Annotated in this window: 24 protein-coding genes; 7 read left to right on the top strand and 17 right to left on the bottom strand. The window is 73.4% G+C overall.

The window, feature by feature from the left end:
• The first annotated feature begins 108 nt into the window (after positions 1–108).
• Positions 109–300, top strand: coding sequence for a YtxH domain-containing protein (locus PZC42_RS03145; protein ID WP_277208294.1), 192 nt, complete (start codon positions 109–111; stop codon positions 298–300).
• 73 nt (positions 301–373) lie between these two features.
• Here PZC42_RS03145 and PZC42_RS03140 read toward each other — a convergent pair whose 3' ends face one another.
• The 5 genes from PZC42_RS03140 to PZC42_RS03120 all read right to left on the bottom strand — a co-directional run bounded on the left by PZC42_RS03140 (position 374) and on the right by PZC42_RS03120 (position 5,267).
• Positions 374–1,066, bottom strand: a complete 693-nt coding sequence (locus tag PZC42_RS03140; RefSeq protein ID WP_277208292.1) for a demethylmenaquinone methyltransferase — start codon at positions 1,064–1,066, stop codon at positions 374–376.
• Between the two features lie 92 nt (positions 1,067–1,158).
• Complete coding sequence (locus tag PZC42_RS03135; RefSeq protein WP_277208291.1) at positions 1,159–1,917, bottom strand: glycerophosphodiester phosphodiesterase; 759 nt, start codon at positions 1,915–1,917, stop codon at positions 1,159–1,161.
• Positions 1,914–3,293, bottom strand: a complete 1,380-nt coding sequence (locus tag PZC42_RS03130) for an ABC transporter substrate-binding protein (RefSeq protein ID WP_277208289.1) — start codon at positions 3,291–3,293, stop codon at positions 1,914–1,916. The genes PZC42_RS03135 and PZC42_RS03130 overlap by 4 nt, the downstream gene beginning before the upstream one ends.
• 112 nt (positions 3,294–3,405) lie before the next feature.
• A complete protein-coding gene (locus PZC42_RS03125; protein ID WP_277208287.1) occupies positions 3,406–4,281 on the bottom strand; it encodes a carbohydrate ABC transporter permease in 876 nt (291 codons plus the stop codon).
• Entirely contained in the window at positions 4,278–5,267 is a 990-nt protein-coding gene (locus PZC42_RS03120) for a carbohydrate ABC transporter permease (RefSeq protein WP_438802893.1), read from the bottom strand. The genes PZC42_RS03125 and PZC42_RS03120 overlap by 4 nt, the downstream gene beginning before the upstream one ends.
• Before the next feature lie 273 nt (positions 5,268–5,540).
• Here PZC42_RS03120 and PZC42_RS03115 point away from each other — a divergent pair, with 273 nt between their 5' ends.
• Positions 5,541–6,914 (top strand): isochorismate synthase, encoded by a 1,374-nt coding sequence (locus tag PZC42_RS03115; RefSeq protein ID WP_277208285.1) that lies wholly within the window; start codon positions 5,541–5,543, stop codon positions 6,912–6,914.
• A gap of 183 nt (positions 6,915–7,097) precedes the next feature.
• Here the strand turns inward: PZC42_RS03115 and PZC42_RS03110 are convergent, their stop codons facing one another.
• From PZC42_RS03110 to PZC42_RS03095, 4 genes are all read right to left on the bottom strand, one after another.
• The gene (locus tag PZC42_RS03110) at positions 7,098–8,609 is read right to left on the bottom strand and encodes a trypsin-like peptidase domain-containing protein (protein ID WP_277208281.1); all 1,512 of its coding nucleotides are present in this window, start codon (positions 8,607–8,609) and stop codon (positions 7,098–7,100) included.
• Between the two features lie 131 nt (positions 8,610–8,740).
• A complete protein-coding gene (gene menD / locus PZC42_RS03105) occupies positions 8,741–10,585 on the bottom strand; it encodes a 2-succinyl-5-enolpyruvyl-6-hydroxy-3-cyclohexene-1-carboxylic-acid synthase (RefSeq protein WP_277208280.1) in 1,845 nt (614 codons plus the stop codon).
• Entirely contained in the window at positions 10,582–11,595 is a 1,014-nt protein-coding gene (locus PZC42_RS03100; RefSeq protein ID WP_277208278.1) for an o-succinylbenzoate synthase, read from the bottom strand. The genes menD and PZC42_RS03100 overlap by 4 nt, the downstream gene beginning before the upstream one ends.
• A gap of 38 nt (positions 11,596–11,633) precedes the next feature.
• On the bottom strand, positions 11,634–11,819 hold the full coding sequence (locus PZC42_RS03095) for a hypothetical protein (RefSeq protein ID WP_277208275.1): 186 nt from the start codon (positions 11,817–11,819) through the stop codon (positions 11,634–11,636).
• Between the two features lie 191 nt (positions 11,820–12,010).
• On the opposite strand from PZC42_RS03095, the gene PZC42_RS03090 reads away from it, so the two are divergent.
• Both PZC42_RS03090 and PZC42_RS03085 read left to right on the top strand, forming a co-directional pair.
• On the top strand, positions 12,011–12,778 hold the full coding sequence (locus PZC42_RS03090) for a SurA N-terminal domain-containing protein (RefSeq protein ID WP_277208273.1): 768 nt from the start codon (positions 12,011–12,013) through the stop codon (positions 12,776–12,778).
• Between the two features lie 49 nt (positions 12,779–12,827).
• Positions 12,828–13,823 (top strand): 1,4-dihydroxy-2-naphthoyl-CoA synthase, encoded by a 996-nt coding sequence (locus tag PZC42_RS03085; protein WP_277208271.1) that lies wholly within the window; start codon positions 12,828–12,830, stop codon positions 13,821–13,823.
• Between the two features lie 6 nt (positions 13,824–13,829).
• Here the strand turns inward: PZC42_RS03085 and PZC42_RS03080 are convergent, their stop codons facing one another.
• Entirely contained in the window at positions 13,830–14,909 is a 1,080-nt protein-coding gene (locus PZC42_RS03080; protein ID WP_277208269.1) for a DUF3048 domain-containing protein, read from the bottom strand.
• 36 nt (positions 14,910–14,945) lie between these two features.
• Complete coding sequence (locus tag PZC42_RS03075) at positions 14,946–16,034, bottom strand: DUF3048 domain-containing protein (protein WP_277208267.1); 1,089 nt, start codon at positions 16,032–16,034, stop codon at positions 14,946–14,948.
• A gap of 98 nt (positions 16,035–16,132) precedes the next feature.
• Between PZC42_RS03075 and PZC42_RS03070 the strand changes: the two genes are divergently transcribed.
• On the top strand, positions 16,133–17,263 hold the full coding sequence (locus PZC42_RS03070) for an AMP-binding protein (RefSeq protein ID WP_277208265.1): 1,131 nt from the start codon (positions 16,133–16,135) through the stop codon (positions 17,261–17,263).
• Between the two features lie 11 nt (positions 17,264–17,274).
• On the top strand, positions 17,275–18,144 hold the full coding sequence (locus PZC42_RS03065; protein WP_277208263.1) for a 1,4-dihydroxy-2-naphthoate polyprenyltransferase: 870 nt from the start codon (positions 17,275–17,277) through the stop codon (positions 18,142–18,144).
• A gap of 8 nt (positions 18,145–18,152) precedes the next feature.
• On the opposite strand, the gene PZC42_RS03060 is transcribed toward PZC42_RS03065, so the two are convergent.
• Positions 18,153–18,434: a DUF4229 domain-containing protein gene (locus PZC42_RS03060; protein WP_277208261.1), complete on the bottom strand. Its 282-nt coding sequence runs from the start codon at positions 18,432–18,434 to the stop codon at positions 18,153–18,155.
• 81 nt (positions 18,435–18,515) lie between these two features.
• On the opposite strand from PZC42_RS03060, the gene PZC42_RS03055 reads away from it, so the two are divergent.
• On the top strand, positions 18,516–18,857 hold the full coding sequence (locus tag PZC42_RS03055; protein WP_277208260.1) for a PLD nuclease N-terminal domain-containing protein: 342 nt from the start codon (positions 18,516–18,518) through the stop codon (positions 18,855–18,857).
• Positions 18,858–19,048: 191 nt separating this feature from the next.
• On the opposite strand, the gene ccsB is transcribed toward PZC42_RS03055, so the two are convergent.
• From ccsB to PZC42_RS03030, 5 genes are read right to left on the bottom strand one after another with little or no spacing between them, the layout of a single operon-like run.
• A complete protein-coding gene (gene ccsB / locus PZC42_RS03050) occupies positions 19,049–20,023 on the bottom strand; it encodes a c-type cytochrome biogenesis protein CcsB (RefSeq protein ID WP_277208259.1) in 975 nt (324 codons plus the stop codon).
• Positions 20,024–20,025: 2 nt separating this feature from the next.
• The gene (gene resB / locus PZC42_RS03045; RefSeq protein WP_277208257.1) at positions 20,026–21,741 is read right to left on the bottom strand and encodes a cytochrome c biogenesis protein ResB; all 1,716 of its coding nucleotides are present in this window, start codon (positions 21,739–21,741) and stop codon (positions 20,026–20,028) included.
• Entirely contained in the window at positions 21,741–22,556 is an 816-nt protein-coding gene (locus PZC42_RS03040) for a cytochrome c biogenesis CcdA family protein (RefSeq protein WP_277208253.1), read from the bottom strand. Before PZC42_RS03040 ends, resB begins: the two co-directional genes overlap by 1 nt.
• Positions 22,549–23,172 carry a TlpA family protein disulfide reductase gene (locus PZC42_RS03035; protein WP_277208251.1) on the bottom strand — a complete coding sequence of 208 codons (624 nt, stop codon included), beginning with the start codon at positions 23,170–23,172 and terminating at the stop codon, positions 22,549–22,551. The genes PZC42_RS03040 and PZC42_RS03035 overlap by 8 nt, the downstream gene beginning before the upstream one ends.
• Positions 23,172–23,816 carry a histidine phosphatase family protein gene (locus PZC42_RS03030; RefSeq protein WP_277208249.1) on the bottom strand — a complete coding sequence of 215 codons (645 nt, stop codon included), beginning with the start codon at positions 23,814–23,816 and terminating at the stop codon, positions 23,172–23,174. Before PZC42_RS03030 ends, PZC42_RS03035 begins: the two co-directional genes overlap by 1 nt.
• Positions 23,817–24,014 lie beyond the last annotated feature (198 nt).

The following is a 24,014-nucleotide window of genomic DNA, read 5'->3' as shown; positions in this document are numbered from 1 at the left end:
GGCAAACCTTCCCTCGTGCGCACGGTGGCGTCGAGGCAGGTCACGACATACGGTCGAGACGCACGCGCCCGTCGACAACCTGCAGCAGCCATCCGGAGGCATCGCACCATGAAGGCAACGACCGCACTCGTCCTCGGCGCCGCGCTGGGCTACTTCCTCGGCACGGAGAAGGGCCGCGCGACGCTCGACCAGGCCAAGGGCTGGGCCACCGACACCTGGAACGACCCGCGCGTCCAGGAGAAGGTCGGTGAGTTCCAGAGCAAGGTGAGCGAGGCCCAGGAGAAGGTCACCCCCTCCTGACCCACCTGACGCCGAACGTCTCGGTCCGGCACGCCCTGGACGCTCTGGACGTGCCGGACCGAGACGTTCGGCGTCAGGGACGCACGGCGCGGTGCAGGGCGACGATGCCGCCCGACAGGTTCCGGTAGCCCACCCGTTCCCAGCCCGCGCCGATCATCAGCCGACCCAGCGCCTCCTGGTCCGGCCAGGCCCGGATGGACTCCGCCAGGTACTCGTAGGAGCCCTTGTCGCGCGTGACGGCCGCGGCGACCGGCGGCAGCGCACGCATCAGGTACTCCATGTAGACCGTGCGCAGCGGCGCCCAGGTCGGCTGCGAGAACTCGCAGATGACCACGCGGCCACCGGGGCGCACGACGCGCAGCATCTCGGCCAGCGCCGCCGGGGTGTCGACGACGTTGCGGAGCCCGAAGCTGATCGTGACCGCGTCGAACGCGGCGTCCGCGAACGGCAGCCGGGTGGCGTCCCCGGCCACGAACGGCAGGTCGCCGCGCCGCGACTTGCCGACCTGGAGCATCCCGAACGAGAAGTCGGACGGGACGACGACGGCGCCGGCGTCCGCGAACGGCTCACTGGACGTGCCCGTCCCGGCCGCGAGGTCGAGCACCCGCTCACCGGGCGTCGCGTCGACCGCCGCGACGGTCGCCCGTCGCCACCGGCGGTCCTGCCCGAGCGAGATCAGGTCGTTCGTCAGGTCGTACCGCTGCGCGATCCCGTCGAACATCGACGCGACCTCGGCGGGGTTCTTCTCCAGGCTGGCGCGGGACATGGCGACATCGTCCCACGTCGTCGCCGGTCGGCGTCGGCCCGGTGCGGGTGCTGTCCGCACTCCGCGCCGGGCCGACGCCGCGCTCACGGACCTCAGACCATCGCCGCGGCCGAGCGCCCGGCCAACCATCCCGCCAACCGGTCGGGGCGGTCCGTGATGATCTGGTCCACACCGAGCCGGACGGCCGCCTCCCACTGCGCGGGCTCGTTGAGCGTCCACACCGCCGTCCGCAGCCCTGCCTCGTGGAACCGGCGCACCAGGTCCGGCTCGTGCTCGAGCATCGACCCGATCGGGTTGCACATCTCCACGTCCAGGGCGGCGCACCGGGCAAGGAGGTCGTCGTCCGCGGCGAGGACCAGCAGCCCTCGGCGCAGGCCGGGGTCCGCCTCCCGCAACGCCTCGACCGTCTCGGGCCAGAAGCTCTGCCCGACCGTGCGCTCCCGCAGCCCGGCAGCGACCGCCGTCTCGAGGAGCGGTCGCACCTGCTCGGCGCTCCACACGCCCTTGAGCTCCAGCAGCAGGTCGACCTCCGGCCATCCCGAGAGCAGGTCGGCCACCTCGGCGAAGGTCGGGACCCGCTGGCCCGTGAAAGCCGGGGCGAACCAGCGTCCGGCGTCGAGCGCCCTGACCTGGTCGAGGCTCATCCGGTCCAGGGCGCCGGTCCCGTCCGTCGTGGCGTCCACCGTATCGTCGTGGATCACGACAGCCTGGCCGTCGGCCGTCAGCCGGACGTCGAGCTCGACGCCGTGCGCCCCGCTGCGGCGGGCCGCCTCGAACGCGGCCAGGGTGTTCTGCGGCGCGACCTCGCTGTTCCCCCGGTGGGCCACCACCCGGGGAGGCGCGGCCGTCACAGGTACGGCTCCACGTTCTCGGAGTACGCCGTCTCGATGCGCGGCGTGATCGTCTCGAACGCGGTGGCCGGGTCCTGCCCCTCGAGGATGATCATCTCGAGGGCCTCGTTGAGGAGTGCGTCCGCACCCGGGATGAACACCCGCGCGTCGTCCTGCGGCCGCGCCTTCTCGGCGAGCTGGTCGACCGCGGTGCGGAACTGCGGCGTGGACTCGTAGATCTTCTGCATCGTCTCGCTCTCCACGGCGGAGGTGCGCACCGGCACGTACCCGGTGCTCTCGGAGAACGTCGCGGTCCGCTCCGTGTCGGTCAGGAACTGGACGAACATCGCGGCGGCGAGCTGCTGCTCGGGCGACCGCGACGACGGGATCGCCACGCCGGTGCCGCCGGTCGGCGTGCCGCCTCCGGCGGGTCCGTCCGGCAGGTACGCCGTCCCGACCTCGAAGGACGCCGCCTCGAGTGCGCCCGTGAGGGAGCCGGTCGACCCGATCGTGCTGGCGATCAGACCGGAGGAGAAGTCCACCATCGCGTCGTCAGCCGAGAGGGTAGCGATCCCGGACTCCCCGAAGAGGTCGCCGAGGAACTCGCCGCCGGCGATCGACTCGGGCGTGTCGAGCGTCAGGTCGAACCCGTCCGAGTACGCACCGCCCTGGCCCCAGATCATGTTCTCGAACCACCAGGCGCCCCAGGAGGGACCAGTGGACAGCCCGAAGGTCGACCCGTCCTGGGGCACCTCGGCGCGCAGCTTCTCGTCCCAGTCCGCGAGCTCGTCCCAGGTCTCCGGCCCTCGATCGGGCAGCCCGGCGGCGTCCCACAGGTCCCTGTTGTAGTAGAAGAGGGGCGTGGACCGCGCGTAGGGGACCGCCCAGTGCTGGTCGTCGTACTCGTAGTCGGCGTACAGGGCGGGCTGGAAGTCCTCGGCCTGGGCGTCGAGGTGCTCGAGCACACCGTCCAGCGGCATGATCTGGCCGTTGAGGAAGTAGCGGAACCACCACACGTCGGAGGCGATGACGACGTCCGGCAGCTCGGAGGTCTGCGCGGCGGCCTGGAAGCGCTGCGCCACCTCGTCGTAGTTGGCACCGGCGGTCACGAGGTCGACGGAGATCCCCGTCTCGTGCTCGAACTCCGCGATGATCGCCTGCTCCACCTCGCGGGACTGACCCGGGTGGTTGCTCCAGAAGGTGATCTCCGACGCGGGCTCTACCTGCGACCAGTCGACGTCCGTGGCGTCCGCCGAGGGGTCGTCCGAGGATCCGACGCCGACGCTGGGCCCGGCGCAGGCGGTGAGGGTGAGCGCTGCGACGGCGCCGAGCGCGACGGCCGACCGGAGGGCACGGCGGGACGGTTGGACGGTTGTCCGTGCGGGACGGTGGGACACGGGTACTCCTTCACGGTGGTGCACCGGACGGTGCGTTTGCTGGCGCGCCGGGGCGCGCTCGGTCACCTGTCCCGCCGACGGCGGTCAGGAGGTGGTGGAGGGCTCCGGCGCGTCAGCCGGTGACGGCCCCCGCGGTGAGCCCGGCGACGAGCCGACGCTGCAGGACGAGGAACACCAGGAGGATCGGCAGCGTGACGACCACCGTCGCGGCGAGCAGCACGCCCCAGTTGGTCATGCCGTCGACGCTCTGCAGCAGGGTGAGGCCCACCGGGAGAGTCATCTTGGCCGGGTCGTCCACGACGAGGAACGGCCACAGGTAGTCGTTCCACTCGGTCACCACCGACACGAGGGCCACCGCGGCCAGCGTCGGGGTGCTCATCGGGACCACGAACCGCCACAGCTTGCTCCAGTGACCTGCGCCGTCGAGCTCCGCAGCCTCCAGGACCGAGCGCGGCAGCGTGAGGAAGTGCTGGCGGAACAGGAAGGTCCCGAAGGCGCTGGCCAGTCCCGGGACGAGGATGCCCTGGTAGGTGTTGAGCCATCCCAGGCTCGCCACGAAGGTGTAGTTCGGGATGATCGTGATCTGCGGCGGGACCATCAGGGTGGCGATGACCAGTGCGAAGGCGAGCTTCTTGAACGGGAAGTCGAGGAAGACGAGGGCATAGGCGCAGCACAGACCGAGCGCCACCTTGAGCCCGGCGCCGGCGATCGTCAGCCCGATGCTGTTCGCGAGCAGCCTGCCCAGCGGGATGGTGCTCGCCGCCTGCGCATAGTTGGCGAGGTCGAGCTGCCCGGGCAGCCACTGCAGGGGGACCTGGTACAGCTCGCCGGGCGTCTTGAAGCTCGCCAGGACCATCCACACCAGCGGAGCGCCCAGGACGACGGTGGCTACCAGCAACGCGGCGGCCGTGGCCAGGTGGGGTCGCCCGCGGCCGGCGCGACGCGCCACGCCGACCGTGGGTGCGGGCACAGTTCTCGTGGTGGTCATACGTAGTGGACCTTTCGCTGGACGTACCGCATCTGCACGGCGGTGACGGCGAGCAGGGTGATGAAGAGCACGGTCGCGACGGCGGACGCGTAGCCGGCCCTGCCGTTGACGAAGCTCTCCTCGTAGATCGCGTACATCAGCGTCGTGGTGGATCCCAGCGGTCCTCCCTGGGTCATCGCCTTGATGATGTCGAAGGTCTGCATCGAGGCCAGCAGCATGGTCACCAGCAGGAAGAACGTGGTGGGCGTCAGCAGCGGTAGCACGATCGAGCGCAGCGTGCGTACCCGGCCGGCGCCGTCGAGCGCGGCAGCGTCCCGCAGGTCCTGGGGCACGGCCTGCAGGCCGGCCAGGTAGATGAGGGCCACGTAGCCGAGGTTCTTCCACAGGTAGACCACGATGACCATCACCAATGGCCAGGGCCGGTCGCTGTACCACTGTGGCGAGGCGACGCCGACCCAGCCGAGGACCTCCTGCAGCAGCCCGTAGCGGGGGTCGAAGATGAACAGCCACAGGATCCCCACGGCGAACCCGGAGAGCACGTAGGGGGCGAACGCGACCGTGCGGGCGACGGACCGCCCGGCCACCTTGCGGTCGAGCAGCAGCGCCAGGGCCAGGCCGAGGACGAGCGCGCCGCCCACCGTCGCGACGGTGAAGACCAGCGTGGTCGTCACGATCCGTCCAGTGGTCGGAGCGGTGAACCACTCCGCGTAGTTGCCGAGCCCGACGAACCGCGCGTCGGGGGACCCGAGGTTCCACTGCAGGGTCGACAGGTAGAGGCTCTCCAGGAGCGGTCGGTAGGTGAAGGTCACCAGCAGCAGGAGGTTGGGGCCGGCCAGGAGCAGCGCCCACCACAGCGCACGACGGCGTCGGCGAGCACCGAGCACGCCACGCCCGCGTGGTCCGGCGGCAACGGGGCGGGGCGGTGGCGGCGGCCCGGCAGTGAGGTCCCGGGAAGGTGGGTCCTGAGTCGGTACGAGGGTGGTCACGACGGTGTCCGCTTCACGCTCGGGGAAAGGTCGGCCGGTCGGCCAGTGGGGAGTCTAGGAAGGTGGGGGTACCGAAATGTACTGCTATGTCCGTTTCGGACGCCGGGCTTCGGAGGACGTTCACCCAACCGCACGCCAGGCGTCACCGCGGGCCACGAAGCCATCTGCGAGCCATCGCACGGCCACGGGGCGGCAACCGGCGGCGCCGTGGACGGGCGTGCGCCGTGCCTGCCACGACGGCGACACCCACCGGCGCGGCGTATCCTGGGCGCGATGTCCGCCACGCCCCACCCGGCGCCGGTCCCGCCGTCGGGCGCGTCCTCCGGCAGCCGCCCGCTCACCCCCGAGCCCCAGCCGCTCGTCGTGCGCACCACCCTCATCGACCCGCTGCCGGCGGACCTCACGGCACTGGTCGACCTCCTCCCCGACGCCGCCCCCCTGACCTGGGTACGCCGCGGCGACGGGATCGTCGGCTGGGGCGAGGCCCTGCGGCTCGACACCTTCGGTCCCGGCCGGTTCGCCGATGCCGAGGCAGCGTGGCGCGCGACGCTCGCTCGCGCCGTCGTCCGCGACGAGGTCGGCCTGCCCGGCACCGGCCCCGTCGCCTTCGGCACGTTCGCGTTCGACGACGGCGGCACCGGCGACCACTTCGACGGCGCCCGTCCGGAGGGCTCGCTCGTCGTGCCCCGCGTCGTCGTCGGGCGGCGCGGCGACGTGTCGTGGATGACGACGATCGCCCCTGCCGACCAGCTCGACGCCCCGGGTCCCGAGGCGCTCTCCCGGACGGTCCGCACCCCGGTCACCGCACCGGGCCGAGTGACCCTCGCCGACGGTGCCGTGGCCGCTCGCGACTGGCCCGCCGTCGTCGCCGAGGGGGTGGAGCGGATCCAGGCAGGTGAGCTCGAGAAGGTCGTGCTGGCCCGCGAGGTGCTCGCCACCACCGAACGCCCCGTGGATCCCCGCTGGGTGCTCGGCCGGCTCGCCGCGGGCTACTCCTCCTGCTGGACCTTCTCGGTGGCCGGGATGGTGGGCGCCACCCCCGAGCTGCTCGTCCGCAGCGAGAAGGGGCTCGTGACCTCTCGCGTGCTGGCGGGCACCATCCGCCGCGAGGCCGGCATGAGCGACGACGACGCCCTGCTGCACGCCGCCCAGCTCGCCCGGTCGTCCAAAGACCTGGAGGAGCACGAGTTCGCGGTGAGCTCCGTGGCGCACGCCCTGGAGCCGTTCTGCTCCTCGATGAACGTCCCGGACGCCCCGTTCGTGCTGCACCTGCCCAACGTCATGCACCTGGCCTCGGACGTCACGGCGGTGCTCGACCCGGGCACGCGGGCCAGCTCCCTGACCCTCGCGGCAGCGCTGCACCCCTCGGCCGCGGTGTGCGGCACCCCGACGGTGGCCGCCCGCGAGCTCATCCGGGAGATCGAGGGGATGGACCGCTCCCGCTACGCGGGGCCGGTGGGCTGGGTCGGGGCCGACGGCGACGGGGAGTGGGGCATCGCCCTGCGCTCCGCGGAGCTCGGCGACGACCCGCGCCACGTCCGGCTGTTCGCCGGTTGCGGGATCGTGGCCGCCTCCGACCCGCAGGCCGAGCTGGCCGAGTCCGAGGCGAAGCTGGTGCCGATGTCCTGGGCGCTCGGCGCCCTCTGAGCCGAGCCCAGCCCGCACCCCCACAACCCGGCATCTGTTCGGCACGACGCGGCCGGTTCGGCACGCAGTGGTGCCGAACCGGCCGCGGATTGCCGATCGGATCGAGGTGAGGCGGCCCGACCGACTTCCCGCGGCGGCGGCTGACGAGGGGGGGACGCCGTGCCACCGCGGGTGTCCAGGGGGTCAGCCGCCGAAGAGCTCGTGGAGCCAGCCGGGGATGTTGTCGGGTCGCGTCGGGTCGGAGGACGAGCCACCCTGGCCGGAACCGTCGTCGCCGGACCCCTGGTTCTCCTGGCCCGAGCCACGCTGGCCCGGCTCACCGGAGCCGGGCTGGCCCGAGCCCTGCGAGCCGGAGTCCGCCGTCTCACGCACGGCGAAGGTGACCTCCGCGGTCTGCGTCTGGCCGTCGCGGACGTAGGTGATCGTCGCCTGCTCCCCGGCGGCACGCTCTCGCACGTAGGCGGTGAGCGACTCCGCACCGTTGACCGCGTCGTCGTCGATGGCCACGATCACGTCACCGGACCGCAGACCTGCCTCGGCAGCGGGCGAGCCCTCGGTGATCTCACCGATCTCCGCACCGCGGCGGGTGACGCCGTCGGCGGTCGCGGTCGCGTCGCCGAGCGAGACGCCCAGGAACGCGTGCTCGGCGGTGCCGTCCTCGATGAGCTGGCCGGCGACGCCCGTCGCGAGGTTCACCGGGATCGCGAACCCGAGACCGATCGAACCGGACTGGTTGGTGCCGCCCGAGAGCGTCGCGATCGACGAGGTGATGCCCACGACCCGGCCCTGGGCGTCGAACAGCGGACCACCGGAGTTGCCCGGGTTGATCGCGGCGTCGATCTGGATCGCGTTGGTCACGACGACCTCGTTCGAGCTCTCGCCCGACGCGGCCACCGGCCGGTCCAGGGCGGAGACGATGCCGGTCGTGGCGGTGTTCGCCAGGCCGAGCGGGTTGCCGACCGCGAGCACCGAGTCACCGACCTGCACGGCGTCGGAGTCACCGAACGTGGCGGGTTCCAGGTCGCCGGGGGCATCGTCGAGCTGCACGACGGCGAGGTCTGTCGTCGGGTCGGTGCCCACGATGGTCGCGTCGTACAGCCGGCCGTCGCTCAACGTGACCTGGACGGCACCCTCGGAGGCACCGGAGACCACGTGGTTGTTCGTCAGGACGTGCCCCTCGGCGTCGAGGATGACACCAGAGCCCTCCGACCCGCCGGACTGGCCGGAGACCTGGATCGCGACGACCGACGGCGCGACGGCGGCGGTGACGGCCTGCCAGTCGGGGTTCTGGTTGCTGGAGCTCGCGACGGGGGCGGCGGCGCTCTGCTCGGGTGCCGCGACCTCCGCGAGCGAGGACGCACCGTCGTCGCCCAGCAGGCCGGTGAGCGCGTACGTCGCTCCGCTGGCCAGGACGGCAGCACCTGCTGCGGCGGCCACCACTGGGACCCACACCGAACGCTGACGCGTGGCCGGCGCCTGCGGGTGCTGAGCACCTGACACCTGCGGCTGCTGGTCGTACGCCTGCTGGTGTTCCGGCTGGTAGACCGGCTGGTACGACGACGGCGTGCCCGACCCGTACGGCGTCGGCCGCGGGTCCGCCGGGGGGTGGAACGGCGGCTGCTGCGGCTCGGTGGGCTGCTCTACCGGGTGCTCCCCGTGCGACGGCTGCTGCGGCGACGTGTGGTCGGTGCTCATGGGCTCTCTCCTCGTTGTCCTGCCCCTAGGCAACACCGGGATCCTGGAGCACCCCTTGGGCGAACCTGTGAGCTCCCTGGCAATCGACGTCGCCGCACCTCAGCGCCCGCGCTACCTCGCGCCGCCTTGCGCTACCTCGCCAGGATCTGCGCTACCTCGGCGTGGATGCGGTCGGCGAGCTCTCGGGACTCCGCGAGTCGCGTGGCCCGCGACACCCGCACCTCGACCACCCGCACCCCGTGCGACGGCACGGCCAGGGCGTGCCGGAGCGACGAGACGTCCTCGACGAGCTGGTGGTCGACCCCGTACCCCGTGCAGAGCTGGGCGAGGCTGGCGCCGTGCGGTGTACCGAACACCCGCTCGAACGTCGCCGAGGCCACCGGACCGGTCTCCGCGAGCGCGCCGTGCTCCAGGGTCGCGAAGATCGAGCCGCCGTCGTCGTTCACCACGACCACGTCCAGGTCGACGGCCGGCTCGCCCGGCCCGCGCAACAGCCCGCCCACGTCGTGCAGGAACGTCAGGTCCCCGACCAGCGCCCGGGTGCGTCGGCCTCGGCGGGCCGCGGCGACGGCGACGCCCGAGGCGGTGGACAGCGTCCCGTCGATCCCCGCCAGCCCGCGGTTGGCCAGGACGAGCGGCGCCGGTCCGGCCCCCAGCCCGAGCACCAGGTCGAGGTCACGCACAGGGTTCGACGCCCCCACCACCAGGATGTCGTCGGGGCCGCTGACGGCGACCACGGCGCGAGCCACCGCGAGCGCCGCGTACCGGGAGGTGAGCAGCCCCTCCCGCACGGCGTCGTCGGACGTCACGGAGTCGACGACAACGGCCGCGGCGTCGCTCGCCGCGCGCCACCGCGCCCGGAACGCCCACCCGTCGCCCTGTTCCGGAGAGTCAGCCGGCTCGAACCACCGCTCGTCGAGGGCGTCGACCACGCGGGTCGCGTTGCGGGCGGCGTCGGGCCACGGACCGCCGCCCGGCGCGACGACGGTGACCGCGACGTCAGGTCGGGCGAGCAGCCGCTGCACGGGCCGCGAGAGGGTCGGGTGCCCCAGGACGACGACGTGCTGGACGTCGTCGGCCAGCCCGTCCACGCCGAGCACGGACCGGTAGGCGGCCACGGCGAGAGGCCCGCCCCCCGCCGCGGCGGACGGCTCGGCGAGCAGTGGCCAGCCCTGGGCCGCGGCGAGCCGGCCGGCGGCCGGTCCCGCGCCGTCGCCCGCCACGACGACCGTGCGCGACGGGTCGCCGGGCAGCGCCGGGTCGGCGCCGACGCCGCGTGCGGACGCCACGACCTCCACTCCCCGGCCGAGCTCGCCGGGGTCCGGGAGATCGGGCGCGGGCGCGCCTCCCGCAGGGTGCAGCGGGTCACGGTAGGCCAGGTTGAGGTGGACCGGGCCGGGGTACCGGTCGCGCAGTCCGCGGGCCGCAGCGAGCGCCCGCCGCGCGGTGGCGAGCAGGTCCCGCACCTCGCCGTCGCGGCCGTCGGGCGCCGGCACGTCGACGGCGGCCCGCACCGCCGCACCGAAGATCCCCACCTGGTCGGTGGTCTGCGAGGCACCGGTCCCCCGCAGCTCGTGCGGTCGGTCGGCGGTGAGCAGCACCAGGGGCAGACCGGAGTGGTGCGCCTCCAGCACCGCGGGATGCAGGTTCGCCACGGCGGTGCCCGACGTCGTGGCGACCACGACGGGGCGCAGCGCGGCCGTCATGCCGCCGTCGTCCGCGTCCGGGCCGGCACCGAGGGCGGATCCGCGCGACAGTCCGAGCGCCAGGAAGCCGGCCGCACGCTCGTCGATGCGCACGTGCAGCACGAGGTCACCGCGCGCGTCGGCCTCGGCGAGCGCGTAGGCGAGCGGCGCGGAACGCGACCCGGGCGCGAGGACCGCGTCGCGCACGCCCTGGGCGACCAGGTCCGCGACGAGCGCGCGGGCGGCCTCGACAGCGGGGCTCGCGCTGCCCGACGGCGCTGCGGCGGTCACGCGGCACGCCCCGCGGCCAGCAGGGCCTCGAGCCGGTCGTGGCGCGCGAACCACCGGTCCCGCAGCTCCGGCGGCGCCGTGACCGCCGGCAGGGCCGCCTCGTCCGGAGCGACCCGCCGGACCGGCAGCGCGCCGTCGACAGGCAGCAGCGGCGTGCCGGTGACGTCACGCACCAGAAGCTGCGCGGTCGCCAGGCCGCAGGCGTGCGGCAGCTCGGGCAGGGCGGCGGCGAGCGCCACCCCCGCCGCCAGACCCACGGAGGACTCCAGTGCCGACGACACGACCACCGGCAGGCCGACCCGCTCGGCCAGGTCCAGGCAGGCACGGACCCCGCCGAGGGGCTGCACCTTGAGCACCACGACGTCGGCCGCCTCCTCGCGGACGACGCGCAGCGGGTCGGCGGCACGGCGGATGGACTCGTCGGCGGCCACCGGGACGTCCACCCCGCGGCGCACCGCGGCGAGCTCGCGGACCGTGGCGCACGGCTGCTCGACGTACTCCAGACCACGGGCGGCGCCGTCCAGCAGGGGGATGCGCCGCAGCGCGTCGTCGAGGGTCCAGGCTCCGTTGGCGTCGACGCGGATCGCGGCGTCGGGGAGACCCGCGTCGTCGAACGCGGCACGGACCGCCTCGACGCGGGCGATCTCGGCATCGACGGGCTCGACCGTGCCGCCGGTGCGCTGGGCGACCTTGACCTTGGCCGTCCGGCAGCCGCCGGAGGCCAGCACGATCTCCCGCGCCCGCTCCGGCCCGACGGCCGGCACGGTGACGTTCACCGGGACACGGTCCCGGACGGGCGTGGGGAACGGGAGGTCGGCGGCCTCCCGGGCCGCCCGCAGCCACGTGGCCGACTCGACGTCGTCGTACTCCCAGAACGGGCTGAGCTCGCCCCACCCGGCCTCGCCGCGCAGCAGCACGCCGTCGCGGACCTCGAGGTGACGGAAGCGGGTGCGCAGGGGGATCGACCAGGCGAACCTGCGCCGACTCGTCGCGGAGGGTGTGGCGGACACGACCTCAGGGTAGGTCGCCCGCTCGCTCCGGCGCCGCGTCAGTCGATGAACTCGTCGGGGACCCTGCCGTACGACCAGGTGCCCGGGGGTCGGACTGTCACGACCGGGACGGCCTGCGTCGCGGTGGTCGCCCGGCGCAGGGCCGCGGCGTCGTAGGCGATGAGCTCGTCGACGACCTCGTCCAGGTCGGCGACCTCGGCATCTCGAAGTGGCGTCGTGTTCATGACTCCATGGTGCGCCCCGTGTGTGCAGATCCTGCGAGCGACGCGCGCGGATGATCAGCACGCTCTGCAAGAACTCGGTGACCCGAGGGACGACCTGCGTCCGTTCCTGAACGCGACCTGAACACGGAGCCGCCCGCTCCCAGGTTCATGTGTTTACGGTCGCCGACCAGCATCCATCATGAGGAGTGACCATGTCGATCAAGCGCCCGCTCGTCGCGCTCTCCGTGGCCGCGGTCGTCGCGCTCGCCGGCTGCACGTCCGAGACCGACGGCGAGAACGCCGAGTCCAGCCCGAGCGCCGAGGACGCCCCCCAGCCGGGCACCGGCACCGACCTGCCGGAGGCCGACCTGGATGACGTGCCCGACGTCGTCGCCGAGGTCAACGGCGAGAACCTCGAGCGCGAGGAGTTCGTCAGCAGCTACCAGAGCCAGCTGCAGCAGGTGGTGATGTCCCAGCAGAGCACCGGAGAAGAGATCGACCAGGATGCCCTCAAGCAGCAGGTCGTCGAACAGCTGGTGAACAACCGGCTGCTGACGCAGGCGGCGGCGCAGGCCGACATCGAGGTCACCGAGGAGGACATCCAGGCCACGCTCGAGGACGTGGCAGCGCAGAACGGGATGCAGTCCGCCGACGAGGTGATCGCCGCACTCGGTGAGCAGGGCGTCTCGGAGGACGAGGTGCGCTCGGACGCGGCATCGCAGTTCCAGGTCAGCGCCTACATCGAGGCCCAGGCGGACATCGCGGAACCGACCGAGGACGAGCTGCGTGACCAGTACGACACCATCGTCGAGCAGATGGAGGCCCAGGGTGGCGAGGACGCCGCGGGGTCTGAGATCCCGCCCTTCGAGGACGTCCGCGACGAGCTCGCCCAGCAGGCGGTCAGCGAGCAGCAGAGCGCGGCGGTCGACGAGGTCGTGTCCACGCTGCGCGACGAGGGCGACGTGACCATCCACCTGTGAGCGGACGCCGGGTGCCCGGGGGCGTCGTGGCCCGCACTACGCTGGCCGCGTGAGCAACAGCGACCTCCCCGCACCCGCCTCCGAGACCTTCGACCCCACCCGCTGGCGCACCGTCGCCGGGTTCGACGACCTGACGGACCTGACCTACCACCGCGGGGTGGAGCGCACCACGGACGACGACGGCACCCAGGCCGTGCGCGACCTGCCGGTGGTGCGGGTCGCCTTCGACCGGCCCGAGGTGCGCAACGCGTTCCGCCCGCACACCGTCGACGAGCTCTTCCGGGTGCTCGACCATGCCCGGATGACCGGCGACGTGGGGACCGTGCTGCTCACCGGCAACGGGCCGTCGCCCAAGGACGGCGGGTGGGCGTTCTGCTCCGGCGGTGACCAGCGCATCCGCGGGCGCTCCGGGTACCAGTACACGACGGCCGACGACGCCGGCCGCCCCGTCGAGGGAGCCGACACCGCCGACAGCATCGACCCGGCCCGTGCCGGGCGGCTGCACATCCTGGAGGTGCAGCGGCTGATCCGCACGATGCCCAAGGTGGTGATCGCCGTCGTCAACGGCTGGGCCGCGGGCGGCGGACACTCCTTGCACGTGGTGGCGGACCTGTCGATCGCCAGTCGTGAGCACGCGCGCTTCAAGCAGACCGACGCGAACGTCGGCTCGTTCGACGGCGGCTACGGCTCGGCGTACCTCGCGCGCCAGGTCGGGCAGAAGCGCGCCCGGGAGATCTTCTTCCTCGCCCGCGAGTACTCCGCCGAGGACGCCGAGCGCTGGGGCGCGGTGAACGAGGTCGCCGACCACGCCGAGCTCGAGAACCTGGCGCTGGAGTACGCCGCGACGATCGCCACCAAGTCGCCGCAGGCCGTCCGCATGCTCAAGTTCGCGTTCAACCTGGCCGACGACGGCCTGATGGGCCAGCAGGTCTTCGCCGGGGAGGCGACCCGCCTGGCCTACATGACCGACGAGGCCGTCGAGGGCCGGGACGCGTTCCTGGCCAAGCGCGACCCCGACTGGTCCGGTTTCCCGTACGCCTACTGACCCGCGTTAGCTCGGTGACTGCTCGGAGACGGTGAACGAGCCGGTGGCCCGCGGCAGCAGCTCGATCCACGTGCTGCCCGGCTCCAGCTCGACGGGCTCGCCGCCGGCCGTGAGCTCCACGGGGTCGGCGAGCCCGCCCTTGGACCACTCCACCTCGAGCGTGCTCCCGCCGCTGGCCACCAGGCCGCTCCCGGAGGAGTCGACGAGCTGGGCCTCGGGCACCGCCGCCCCGGAGGAGTCCCGGTAGGAGGTGGCGACGACCTCGACCTCGAGCACGACGACGTTGGTCGCCGCGTGCTGCTCCCCGGAGGTCGACATCGACGGGCTGGTGCCCTCTCTGCGCAGCCACGTCCCCGAGTCCTCGTCCCACTGCCAGCCGGTGGTCTGCATCCGCGACATGACGACCTCCAGCGACGACGCCGGGTCGCCGTCGGCCGCGGCGGTGCTCCGTCCCGGCCGGTCGGCGAAGACGAACTGCGGCGGCGGGGGGACGGTCCGCTCGCCGTCGTCCTGCGCCAGGAACGCCGCCGGGTCGCCGATCACGTTGTGCGGCGCCGGCCGGGCCGGGTTCCGCCGGAAGCCCGCGTCACCGGCATCCATGATCACCGACTGCGTCCCGCTGGCGTTCACCGCGGCGATGAACGGCGGCTGGGCGCCCGAGTAGGCGAGGATCCCGTCCAGCGGCGCGACGATCGCCGGGTCCATGGGCCGCACCGAGCGCACGGGTTCGACGGCGTCGGGGACCGTCGAGTGGTAGACGGCGACATAGCGCGTGATGCCACCCTCGACGACCTCCTCCCACACCATGTCGGCAGCTTCCAGGCCGGTCTGCGGCCGCGCCTCGCGCGAGTTCTCGATCTTGATCGCGAGCGCCGGGCGGTCGGCGACCTCGGTGGTGGCGACCCCGGTCAGCGGCCACACCGTGGCCACGTCGGGTTCCGGCGGTGACGTCTTCGACGCACCGTCGACGGGAGCCGGGACCGTCGTCGTCGGTGCCGGCTCCGCACCACCGCTGCAGGCCACGAGGAGGAGGGCGACGACGGCGAGCGTGCCGGCCGCTGCCGGCCGCGTGAACCGAGCGGTCATCTGTCCTCCGAGGTGTGTGCTGGCGCACACCTTACGTCACGACACGTCCCACGAGCCGGACCCCTGCGGCACCAGCTCGACCCAGGTGTTCCCGGGCTCGAGGAGCACGTCGCCGCCCCCGGGAAGGCTGAGCCGCAGCGGTGCCTTGGGCCGTTTCTTGGACCACGTGACGGTGACCGCCTTGCCGCCGCCGAGGAGCACGCCCCGGCCTCGCCCGACCAGCTCCGCCTTGGGCACCGGCGCGCCGGTCGGGTCGCGGTAGCTCGTGCTCGTCACGTCGACCCGCAGCAGCAGCACGTTGCGCGCCGTGACACGGTTCCCCGACGACATCGAGGCCCGGCCGTTGTCGCTGCGCCGGTAGGAGCCCTTGCCCCAGCTCCAGGTGGTGCGCTGCGCCGGCGAGAGCCGGACGTCCGCCGTGCGCCCCTTCTTCCCCTCGCTGCGGGCGGTGGCGTCCTTGCGCTTCGCGGCGTACGCGAACTGGGCGGGCGGTGGTTCGGCGCGCTTCCTGTCGGCCTGGCGCGCGAAGGACTTCACGTTCCCGTAGACGTTGTGCGGCGCGGCGCGCGCGCCGCTGCGCCAGAACCCGCGGTCGCCGTCGTCGTGGGTGAGCAGCTGCGTCCCTGTCTTCTCCACGGCCCGCAGGAACGGCGGTTGCCCGCCGGACGCGGCGAGGATCCCCTGCAGCGGGGCCACCGTGGCCGGGTCCATCGGGCGGACCGACCGCACGGGGCCGACCTCCCGCGGGTAGGTCGAGTGGTACACCGCGACGAACCGGCTGACGCCGCCCTCGACCACCTGCTCCCACACGATGTCCGCCTGGTGCAGGCCGGTGTGCGGCCGGGACGCGGCGGAGTTCTCGATCTTGACCGCGACGGCGGGCCGCTCGGGGACCTTCTTGGTCCCGGTCTCGACCCCGGTGAGCGGCCAGCGCGCCGGCTCGGGCTCCGGTTCCGGCTCAGGCTCCGGCACGACGACGGCGGGCGGGGCGGTCTTGGCACGCGACACGTCGGGCGCGACCGTGACGCGCGGGGCGCTCTGCGGGTCGGGCGTCACCTCGCAGGCGGCGACCGCGAGCACCAGCGACGCCGCCAGCGCCACGGACGCGGCGCTCCTGAGACGCATGGGCACCTCCTCGTCCCCACCGGGTGGCCCCACTGTACGGTCGCCCCGTACTCGTTGCCGGGCACGGCATGCCGCCCCGCGCGGCCTATCGTGAGCCCGTGAGCACCCCCGACCTCGCCACGCTCGTGGACGGCATGCGCCGTGCGCTCGACGGCGGCCCACCCGTCGCCCCGCTGCCGCGCCTGGCGACCCAGGCACCGCCGTCGGGCACCGCGCTGGTGGTGCGCACCTCCGGCTCGACGGGGACGCCGCGCGAGGTCGCCCTGACCGGTGCCGCGCTGCGTGCCTCCGCCGCCGCGACCCGGGCCCGGCTCGGCTCGCCGGGCCGGTGGGTGCTGACGCTGCCACCCTCGCACGTCGCGGGGATGCAGGTGATCGTGCGCTCCCTGCTGGCCGGCACCCCGCTCACGGCCGCCGTCGAGGGCCCCTTCACGCCGGGCGGCCTGGCCCACCTGCTGGACGAGCCCCTCAGGGGCGACGACCCGGTGCACGTCTCGCTGGTGCCCACCCAGCTGCACCGCGTGGTCGAGGCGGCCGACGGCGGCGCACCGACCGCGCTCGAGGCGCTCGGCCGGTGCGGAGCCGTGCTGCTCGGAGGTGCCGCCACCCCGCCGCGGCTGCTCACGCGCGCACGGGACGCCGGGGTCCCGGTGGTGCGCACCTACGGGATGTCCGAGACGGCCGGCGGGTGCGTCTACGACGGCGTACCGCTGCCCGGTGTGCGGGTCCGGGTCGTCGACGGGGTGGTCGAGCTGGGCGGCCCGGTGCTGGCCTCGGGCTACCTCGCCGACGACGGTGCCACGGCGGCAGCGTTCGTCGACGACGCGGACGGCCGGTGGTTCCGCACCAGCGACCTCGGCACGCTGACCGACGGCGTGCTCCGGGTGACCGGCCGCGCCGACGAGGTGGTGGTCACCGGCGGGGTGAACGTGGCTCCCGCTGCCGTGGAGGCGCTGCTCGGCGAGCTGTTGGGGGCGGAGGTGTGCGCCGTCGGCGTGCCCGACGCGGAGTGGGGCCAGGTGCTCGTGGCGGTCGTCGCCGGGACGCCGCCCGGTGAGCTCGCGCAGGAGGATCTGGCACGGGCTCGGTCCGCCGTCGCGGCTAGACTCGGCCCGGCCGCTGCGCCCCGCCGCATCCTGCGGGTGGAGAACCTGCCGCTGCGAGGGCCCGGCAAGGTCGACCGCGGGGCCATCGTCGACCTGGTGCGCGCCGACGTGGCGCGCGACTGAGAGGAGCACGCATGGCCACCACGGCCGAGTGGGTCGCCGGAGCACGTCCCCGCACCCTGCCCGCCGCCGCCGCCCCCGTCATCATCGGCTCCGGCGCCGCCGCGCAGGTCGACGGGTTCGCGTGGCTGCCGGCCGTGCTGGCTTTCGGCGTCGCGCTCGCGCTGCAGGTCGGGGTGAACTACGCCAACGACTACTCCGACGGCGTGCGCGGCACCGACCTGGACCGCGTGGGTCCGTTGCGGCTCACGGCGTCCGGCGTGGTCCCCGCGCGGCGTGTGCGGTCCGCGGCACTCGGTGCCTTCGGCGTCAGCGGCGTGCTCGGGCTGGCGCTGTGCGCCGTCAGCGGGCACTGGTGGCTGATCGCCGTCGGTGCGGCGTGCATGCTCGCCGGCTGGTACTACACCGGCGGCAAGCGGCCATACGGCTACGCGGGCCTCGGTGAGGTCGGGGTGTTCGTGTTCTTCGGCCTCGTGGCCACCCTCGGAACCACCTACACCCAGGCGGACCGGATCACCTGGCCTGCGGTGCTGGGCGCCGTCGGGGTGGGGCTGATCGCCTGCGCCCTGCTCATGGTCAACAACGTCCGTGACATCCCCACCGACGTGGTGGCCGGCAAGCGGACGCTGGCGGTCCGGGTCGGCGACCACCGTGCGCGGCGCCTGTACGCCCTGTGGGTCGTGCTGCCGGTGCTCCTGGGCCTCGCCTGCGCGGCATGGAACCCGTGGGCCTTCCTCGTCGCCGTGCTGCTGCTGCCCACCGTGCTGCTGGTGATCCCGGTGCTCGCCGGTGCACGGGGCCGAGCGCTGGTGCCGGTGCTCGCCGGCACCGGGATGTTCGAGCTCGCCTACGGGGTGCTGCTGGGTCTGGGCCTGGCGCTCTGACAGGCGCGCTACCGCTCGCCGTCTGTCCCGAAGGCGGAGTCCTCCGCGGCGGCGTCCTCGTCGATGACCTTGCCCAGCCCTTCGTCGCCGGACCGGCGGCGTTCCGCCCGCTCGGCGAGCCACAGCGCGGCCGCGTCCTTCTGCCTCGCGAGCACGAGGTACGACACCGCGAACGCCACCACGATGGCCACGAGCAGCAACAGCCAGCTCCGCAGCCCGGCTGCGTACCCGACGCCGATCGCGGCAGCGAGGAGCAGGAGGCGGAGCACGGTGTAGGTCACGAGAGGCACCGGTCCAGGATACGACCGCTCCCTGCCCAGGGCAGACCCCGGCGATTCGGCCACCGGCACGGGGAGAACTAGGCTGGGGGGATGTTCCGCGTCCTGGTGGGCCTCGTCGTCGTCGGCCTGTTGGTCTACAGCCTCTCCGACCTGTCCGGGTCCGAGGAGGAAGATCGCGGTGGTCTGCCCAAGTGGCTGTGGGTCGTGATCATCGTGCTGCTGCCGATCTTCGGCCCGATCACCTGGATCGCCATGAAGCAGTCCCGCCGCCGGGGCGGTTCCGGCGGCCGGGGCGCGCGCCCGGGACGAGGCCCGCGTCGACCGTCCGGACCGGTCGCGCCCGACGACGACCCGGACTTCCTGTGGCGGCTCGAGCAGGAGAAGCGTCGCCAGGAGCGCCGGGAGCGCGGCGAGGGCGACCCGCCGAAGTAGCGCAACTCCCCGTGAGGTAGCGCTCCACGAACGCGAGGTAGCGCAACTCCCCGCGAGGTAGCGCTCCCCGAACGTGAGAAGGCGCTCCGCGACCGAGAAAAAGCGCTCTGCGACGTTGCCGACTGCGCTACGTCGCGCCGCCTTGTGCTACCTGACCGGACCGTGCGCTACCTCGCGGAGCCGATGTGGCGTCAGCTGAGGCCGGAGTACGAGTGCTTGCCGTTGAAGATCAGGTTCACACCGGTGAAGTTGAACAGCACGCAGGCGTAGCCGACGACGACGAACCACGCGGCCCGGCGCCCCGACCAGCCGCGCGTGGTGCGCGCGTGCAGGTAGGCCGCGTACACGACCCAGATGACGAAGCTCCAGACCTCCTTGGGGTCCCAGCCCCAGTACCGGCCCCAGGCGTCCTCGGCCCAGATCGCGCCGCCGATGAGGGTGAAGGTCCACAGCACGAAACCGACGGCGTTGAGGCGGAACGACATCGACTCCAGGGCCGCCGGGGCCGGGGTCCGGTCCAGCCAGTGGAACCCGGGCCGGGTGAGGAAGGGCGACCCGGCGTCCCGTGAGTCGCGCAGCAGCTGCAGCGCCGACATGACGAACGAGACGGTGAAGATGCCGGTCGCCGCGATGGCCACGCCGACGTGCAGCACGAGCCAGTAGTTCTGCAGCGCCGGCTGCACGCCCGTGGCCGCGACGTGGAAGGAGTTCAGCCCCACCACGAGGAACAGGGTCACCAGACCGGTGACGAACGCCCCCAGGAAGCGGACGTCACGACGCAGGTTCAGCAGGAGGAACACGACGAGCGCGATGAACGACCCGACCATCGTGAACTCGTACATGTTGGCCCAGGGCGCCCGGCCCGCGGCCAGGCCGCGCAGGACGATCGCCACCAGCAGCATCGCGGTGCCGAGCCACGTGGTGGACATCGCGATGCCGGCCGCCCGACGGCGGGGCTCGGCCACGCCGTCGGTGCCCGCGACAGGCGCGGGCGCGTCCGCACCTGCCGTGGTCGTCACCGACCCGGCGGCCACGCGCTCCTGAGCCTTGACCTCGACGCGCTCGTCGGTCCGCCGACCCAGGTCGACGGCGAACGCGATCATCGCGACCGCGAGCGCGGTCGCCGCGGCCCAGACGAGCAGGTCGCTCAGCTCGGCGATCTCCATGGTCAGCCTTCCTTGGTCTCGTGCGTCGGAGCGGGATCAGGGGTGGGTTCAGCGGGGTCGGGGCTGAGGCCCGGGACCGCCGCCAGGGTGCGGTCCACCTCGGGCTGCAGGCCGACGTCGTCGCCACGGGCGAGGCCGGCGACCTCGACGTGCGTGACGCCGTCGTGCGTCCATGATCGCACCCAGACCCGGCGGCGCGGCAGGAACAGCGAGCCGGTGAGCCCGACGAGGGCCATCAGCGAGAACGTCAGCACCCAGGCGAGCGACGGGTCGTGTCGCAGGTCGAGGGCGACGAACCGCGGAACCTCCTCGCCGAGCGTCACCGTCCCGAGACCGTCCGGCAGGTCGACGGTGTCGCCCGGCTCGAGCAGGAGCTTCACGCGTTCGCCGTCGGCGTCGAGCGACGGCGTGAGGTTCGCGGTGTCGAGCCGGTAGACGTTCTGGGGCACACCGTCGTCCAGGCCGAGGTCGCCCCGGTAGACCTCCAGCACGAGCAGGGGGCTCTCCGGCAGCGGGAACACCGATCGGGCCGAGCCGTCCTCGTCGATGACGGCCGTGGGCAGGAAGTAGCCGATGAGGCCCACCTGGTCGAGCCCTGCCGAGACGTCCGGCACCTTCACCACACCGCGCGAGGTGTACACCTGGTCCTCCGGCAGGAACGGCACACGACCGGAGAACGCGACCTCACCCTCGGCGTCGTGCACCAGGAGGTCCGGCGCGTAGCCGTTGCCCTGCAGGTAGACCTTGGAGCCGTCGATCACGAGCGGGTGGTTGACCTTGATCGTCTCGGCGGACGCCGAGCCGTCCGGCTCGGTCACCGTGACGGACGCCGTGAAGTCACGCGACTGGGCGAACGCCACGGCATCGGTGGCGAACTCGGAGGTGAACGAGTCCAGCGTCATCGAGAACGGCACCAGCGACTCGGGCTGGAACCAGGCCCCGCTCTCGAACGTGTCGTAGTCGACGACGGCGTTCGCGAACCCGCGGCCCTCGGTGATGATCGCCTGGCCGCGGTAGTGCATCAGCTGCCCGACACCGACCGCGACGACCAGCCCGAGCAGCGCGAGGTGGAACAGCAGGTTGCCGGTCTCGCGCAGGTAGCCGCGCTCGGCCGCCACGGTGCCGTCGCCGGTGTCGACGCGGAACGTCGGCAACCACCGCCGCCCACCACGCAGGTGCGCCTCGGCGGCGGCGGTCACCTCCTGGGGCGTGGCCGACGTCGTCCCGGACGCCCGTGCGGGGAACCGGGCGAAGCGCACGGGGGTGCGTGGCGGCCGGTTGCGCAGCGCCCGCGCGTGCGCGATCGTGCGCGGCACGATGCAGCCGACCAACGAGACGAACAGCAGCAGGTAGATCGCCGAGAACCACGCCGACGAGTAGACCTCGAAGAAACCGAACCGGTCGAGCCACTCCCCCGTCGTGGGGTGCTCGCCGAGGTACTCCACGACGGCCGCCGGGTCCTGGCCGCGCTGCGGCAGGATCGATCCGGGCACGGCTGCCACCGCGAGCAGCATGAGCAGCATGAGGGCCACGCGCATGCTCGTGAGCTGGCGCCAGGTCCAGCGCAGCATGCCGCGCCAGCCGATCCACGGTACCTGCGGGGTGGTCGGCGCCGGGGTCCCGGACGACGGCGTCGTCCCGTCCTGGTTCTCGCCCCCGCGGACACCCTGGGTGAACTCGTCCGCGATGCCCTCGGGGCGGTAGGTCCGTCCGCTCATCACACCACCGTCGTGTATCCGCTGATCCAGCTCTGCAGGGTGCTCGTCAGCGAGCCCCACAGGCCGGTCACCATCGTCAGTCCGATCAGCACCAGCAGGCCGCCGCCGCAGCGCATGATCACCAGCCGGTGCCGGCGCAGGAACCCGAGCATGCGCTGAGAGGACTGCAGGCCGAGCGCCACCAGGAGGAACGGCACGCCGAGCCCGACGCAGTAGGCGATCCCGAGGACGACGCCGCGCCCGGCGGACGCCTCGTTCAGCGCGAGGGCCTGCACCGCGGCGAGCGTCGGGCCGAGGCACGGCGTCCACCCGAGCCCGAAGACGACGCCCAGCAGCGGCGCCCCCCACAGCCCTGCCCGCGGGCTGACGTGCAGCCGGCGCTCGCGCTGCAGGAACCCGATGCCGCCGAGGAACGCCACGCCCATGAGGACGACGACGAGCCCGAGCACCCGGACCAGGACGTCCTCGTAGCGCACCAGGTAGGAGCCGACGGCACCGGCGGCCGCCATGAGAGCCACGAACACCGCCGTGAACCCGAGCACGAACAACGCGACGCCGGTCACCACGCGACCGCGGCCCGGCGCCCGCACCGGTGCCGTCACCGTCCGGCTCCCCGCGCCGCCTTCGACATCGCCCGTCGCGCCGCCCGCGGGGCCGGCGTTCGCGGCCGCCAGCCCACCGACGTAGCCCACGTAGCCCGGTACCAGCGGAAGCACGCACGGCGAGGCGAAGGAGACCAGACCGGCCAGCAGCGCGACCAGGACCGCGAGCAGCAGGGAGCCGCTCACCGCCGTCGTCGCGAAGGCCTCACCCACTCAGGCGCTCCCGGACCTGGTCGCGGAGGACGTCGTCGACGATCCCGTCCAGCGTCGACCCTGCGACCTGGCCGACGACGCGCGCGGCCACCCGGCCCTCGGCGTCGAGCACCACGGTGGAGGGCACGGCCTGCAGCGGCACGACGCCGGAGAGTCCGGCCACGACCTGGCCGCTGCGGTCCTCGATCGAGGGGTAGGAGACCTCGAAGGTGCGCTGGAAGGCCAGGGCGGTGCCGGCGTCGTCCTCGGTGTTGATGCCGAGCAGGTGCACGCCGTCGGCCGCGCGGTCGTCGGCGAGCGCCACCAGGTCGGGCGCCTCGGCGCGGCAGGGGGCGCACCCCGCGTACCAGGTGTTGAGCACGACGACGTCACCGAGCCAGTCGGCGGTGGAGACCTCGTCGCCCTCGAAAGACGTGCCCTCGACGACGACGACGTCGCCGCGCTCGTCCGGCTCCCACTGCTGCACGGAGCCGTCACCGGAGACGAATCCCTGCCCGACGACGTCGCCCGCTCCGGAGTCGGCGGCACCGCACGCGGCCAGCAGCCCGGCGGCGCCGACCAGCGCGGCCGAGAGGGCTCCCGCGCGCGCGAGGCGCCGGGCGGTACCGCGGGCCATCAGGCGCCCGGGACCGGGTCGGCACCCGCGAGCAGGTCGCCGGCGGGCTCGGAGTAGTGCAGCGAGACGAACCGGTCGTCGTCGAACGTCAGGGACGTCAGCGAGGCGAGCGCGCACTCGCGCCGGCGCGGGTCGTGCGCGAGGCGGCGACCCTCGAACGCCCGGCGGGTCACCCAGACGGGGAGCTGGTGGCTGACCAGCACGATCTCGTGGCCCGCGTAGGTGCGGCGGGCGTCGTCCACGGCGGCGCGCATGCGGGCGACCTGGTCGGCGTAGCTCTCGCCCCACGACGGGCGCAGCGGGTTCCACAGGCGCGCCCAGTACCGGGGGTGCGCGAGCTGACCGGGGCGCTTGCCGATCGTGGTTCCCTCGAAGCTGTTGCCGGCCTCGATGAGCCGGTCGTCGGTGGCGAGCTCGACGCCGAAGGCGGACGCCGTCGGCCGTGCCGTCTCTTGGGCGCGCTGCAGCGGGCTGGCGACGACGGCAACGACGTCCCGGCCGGCGTCGGACAGGTGGTCCGCGACGCGCCGGGCCATCCGCTGGCCGCGTTCGGAGAGGCGGTACCCGGGGATGCGTCCGTACAGGATCCCGTCGGGGTTGTGGACCTCGCCGTGCCGCAGGAGATGGACGGTGGTGGTGGCCATGGCCCCCAGTGTCCCAGATCGCGGGCGCCCTCAGGTCCGGTTCAGGAACGCCCCAGGCTCGTCGTGACCGGTGTCACGACGTCCGCGGCTCGCGGGTCGGGGAATAGTCCGCCGCCGGTCCCGGTTCATGCGTATCGATGGAGTTCGGTCGCCAGTCGGCGGCCGTCGCTCCGTCCGCACGACTGATTCGGAACCGTC

Source organism: Isoptericola croceus, assembly GCF_029382255.1.
GTDB classification, from domain to species: Bacteria; Actinomycetota; Actinomycetes; order Actinomycetales; family Cellulomonadaceae; genus Isoptericola; species Isoptericola croceus.
This window is presented reverse-complemented; position numbering and strand designations above follow the sequence as displayed.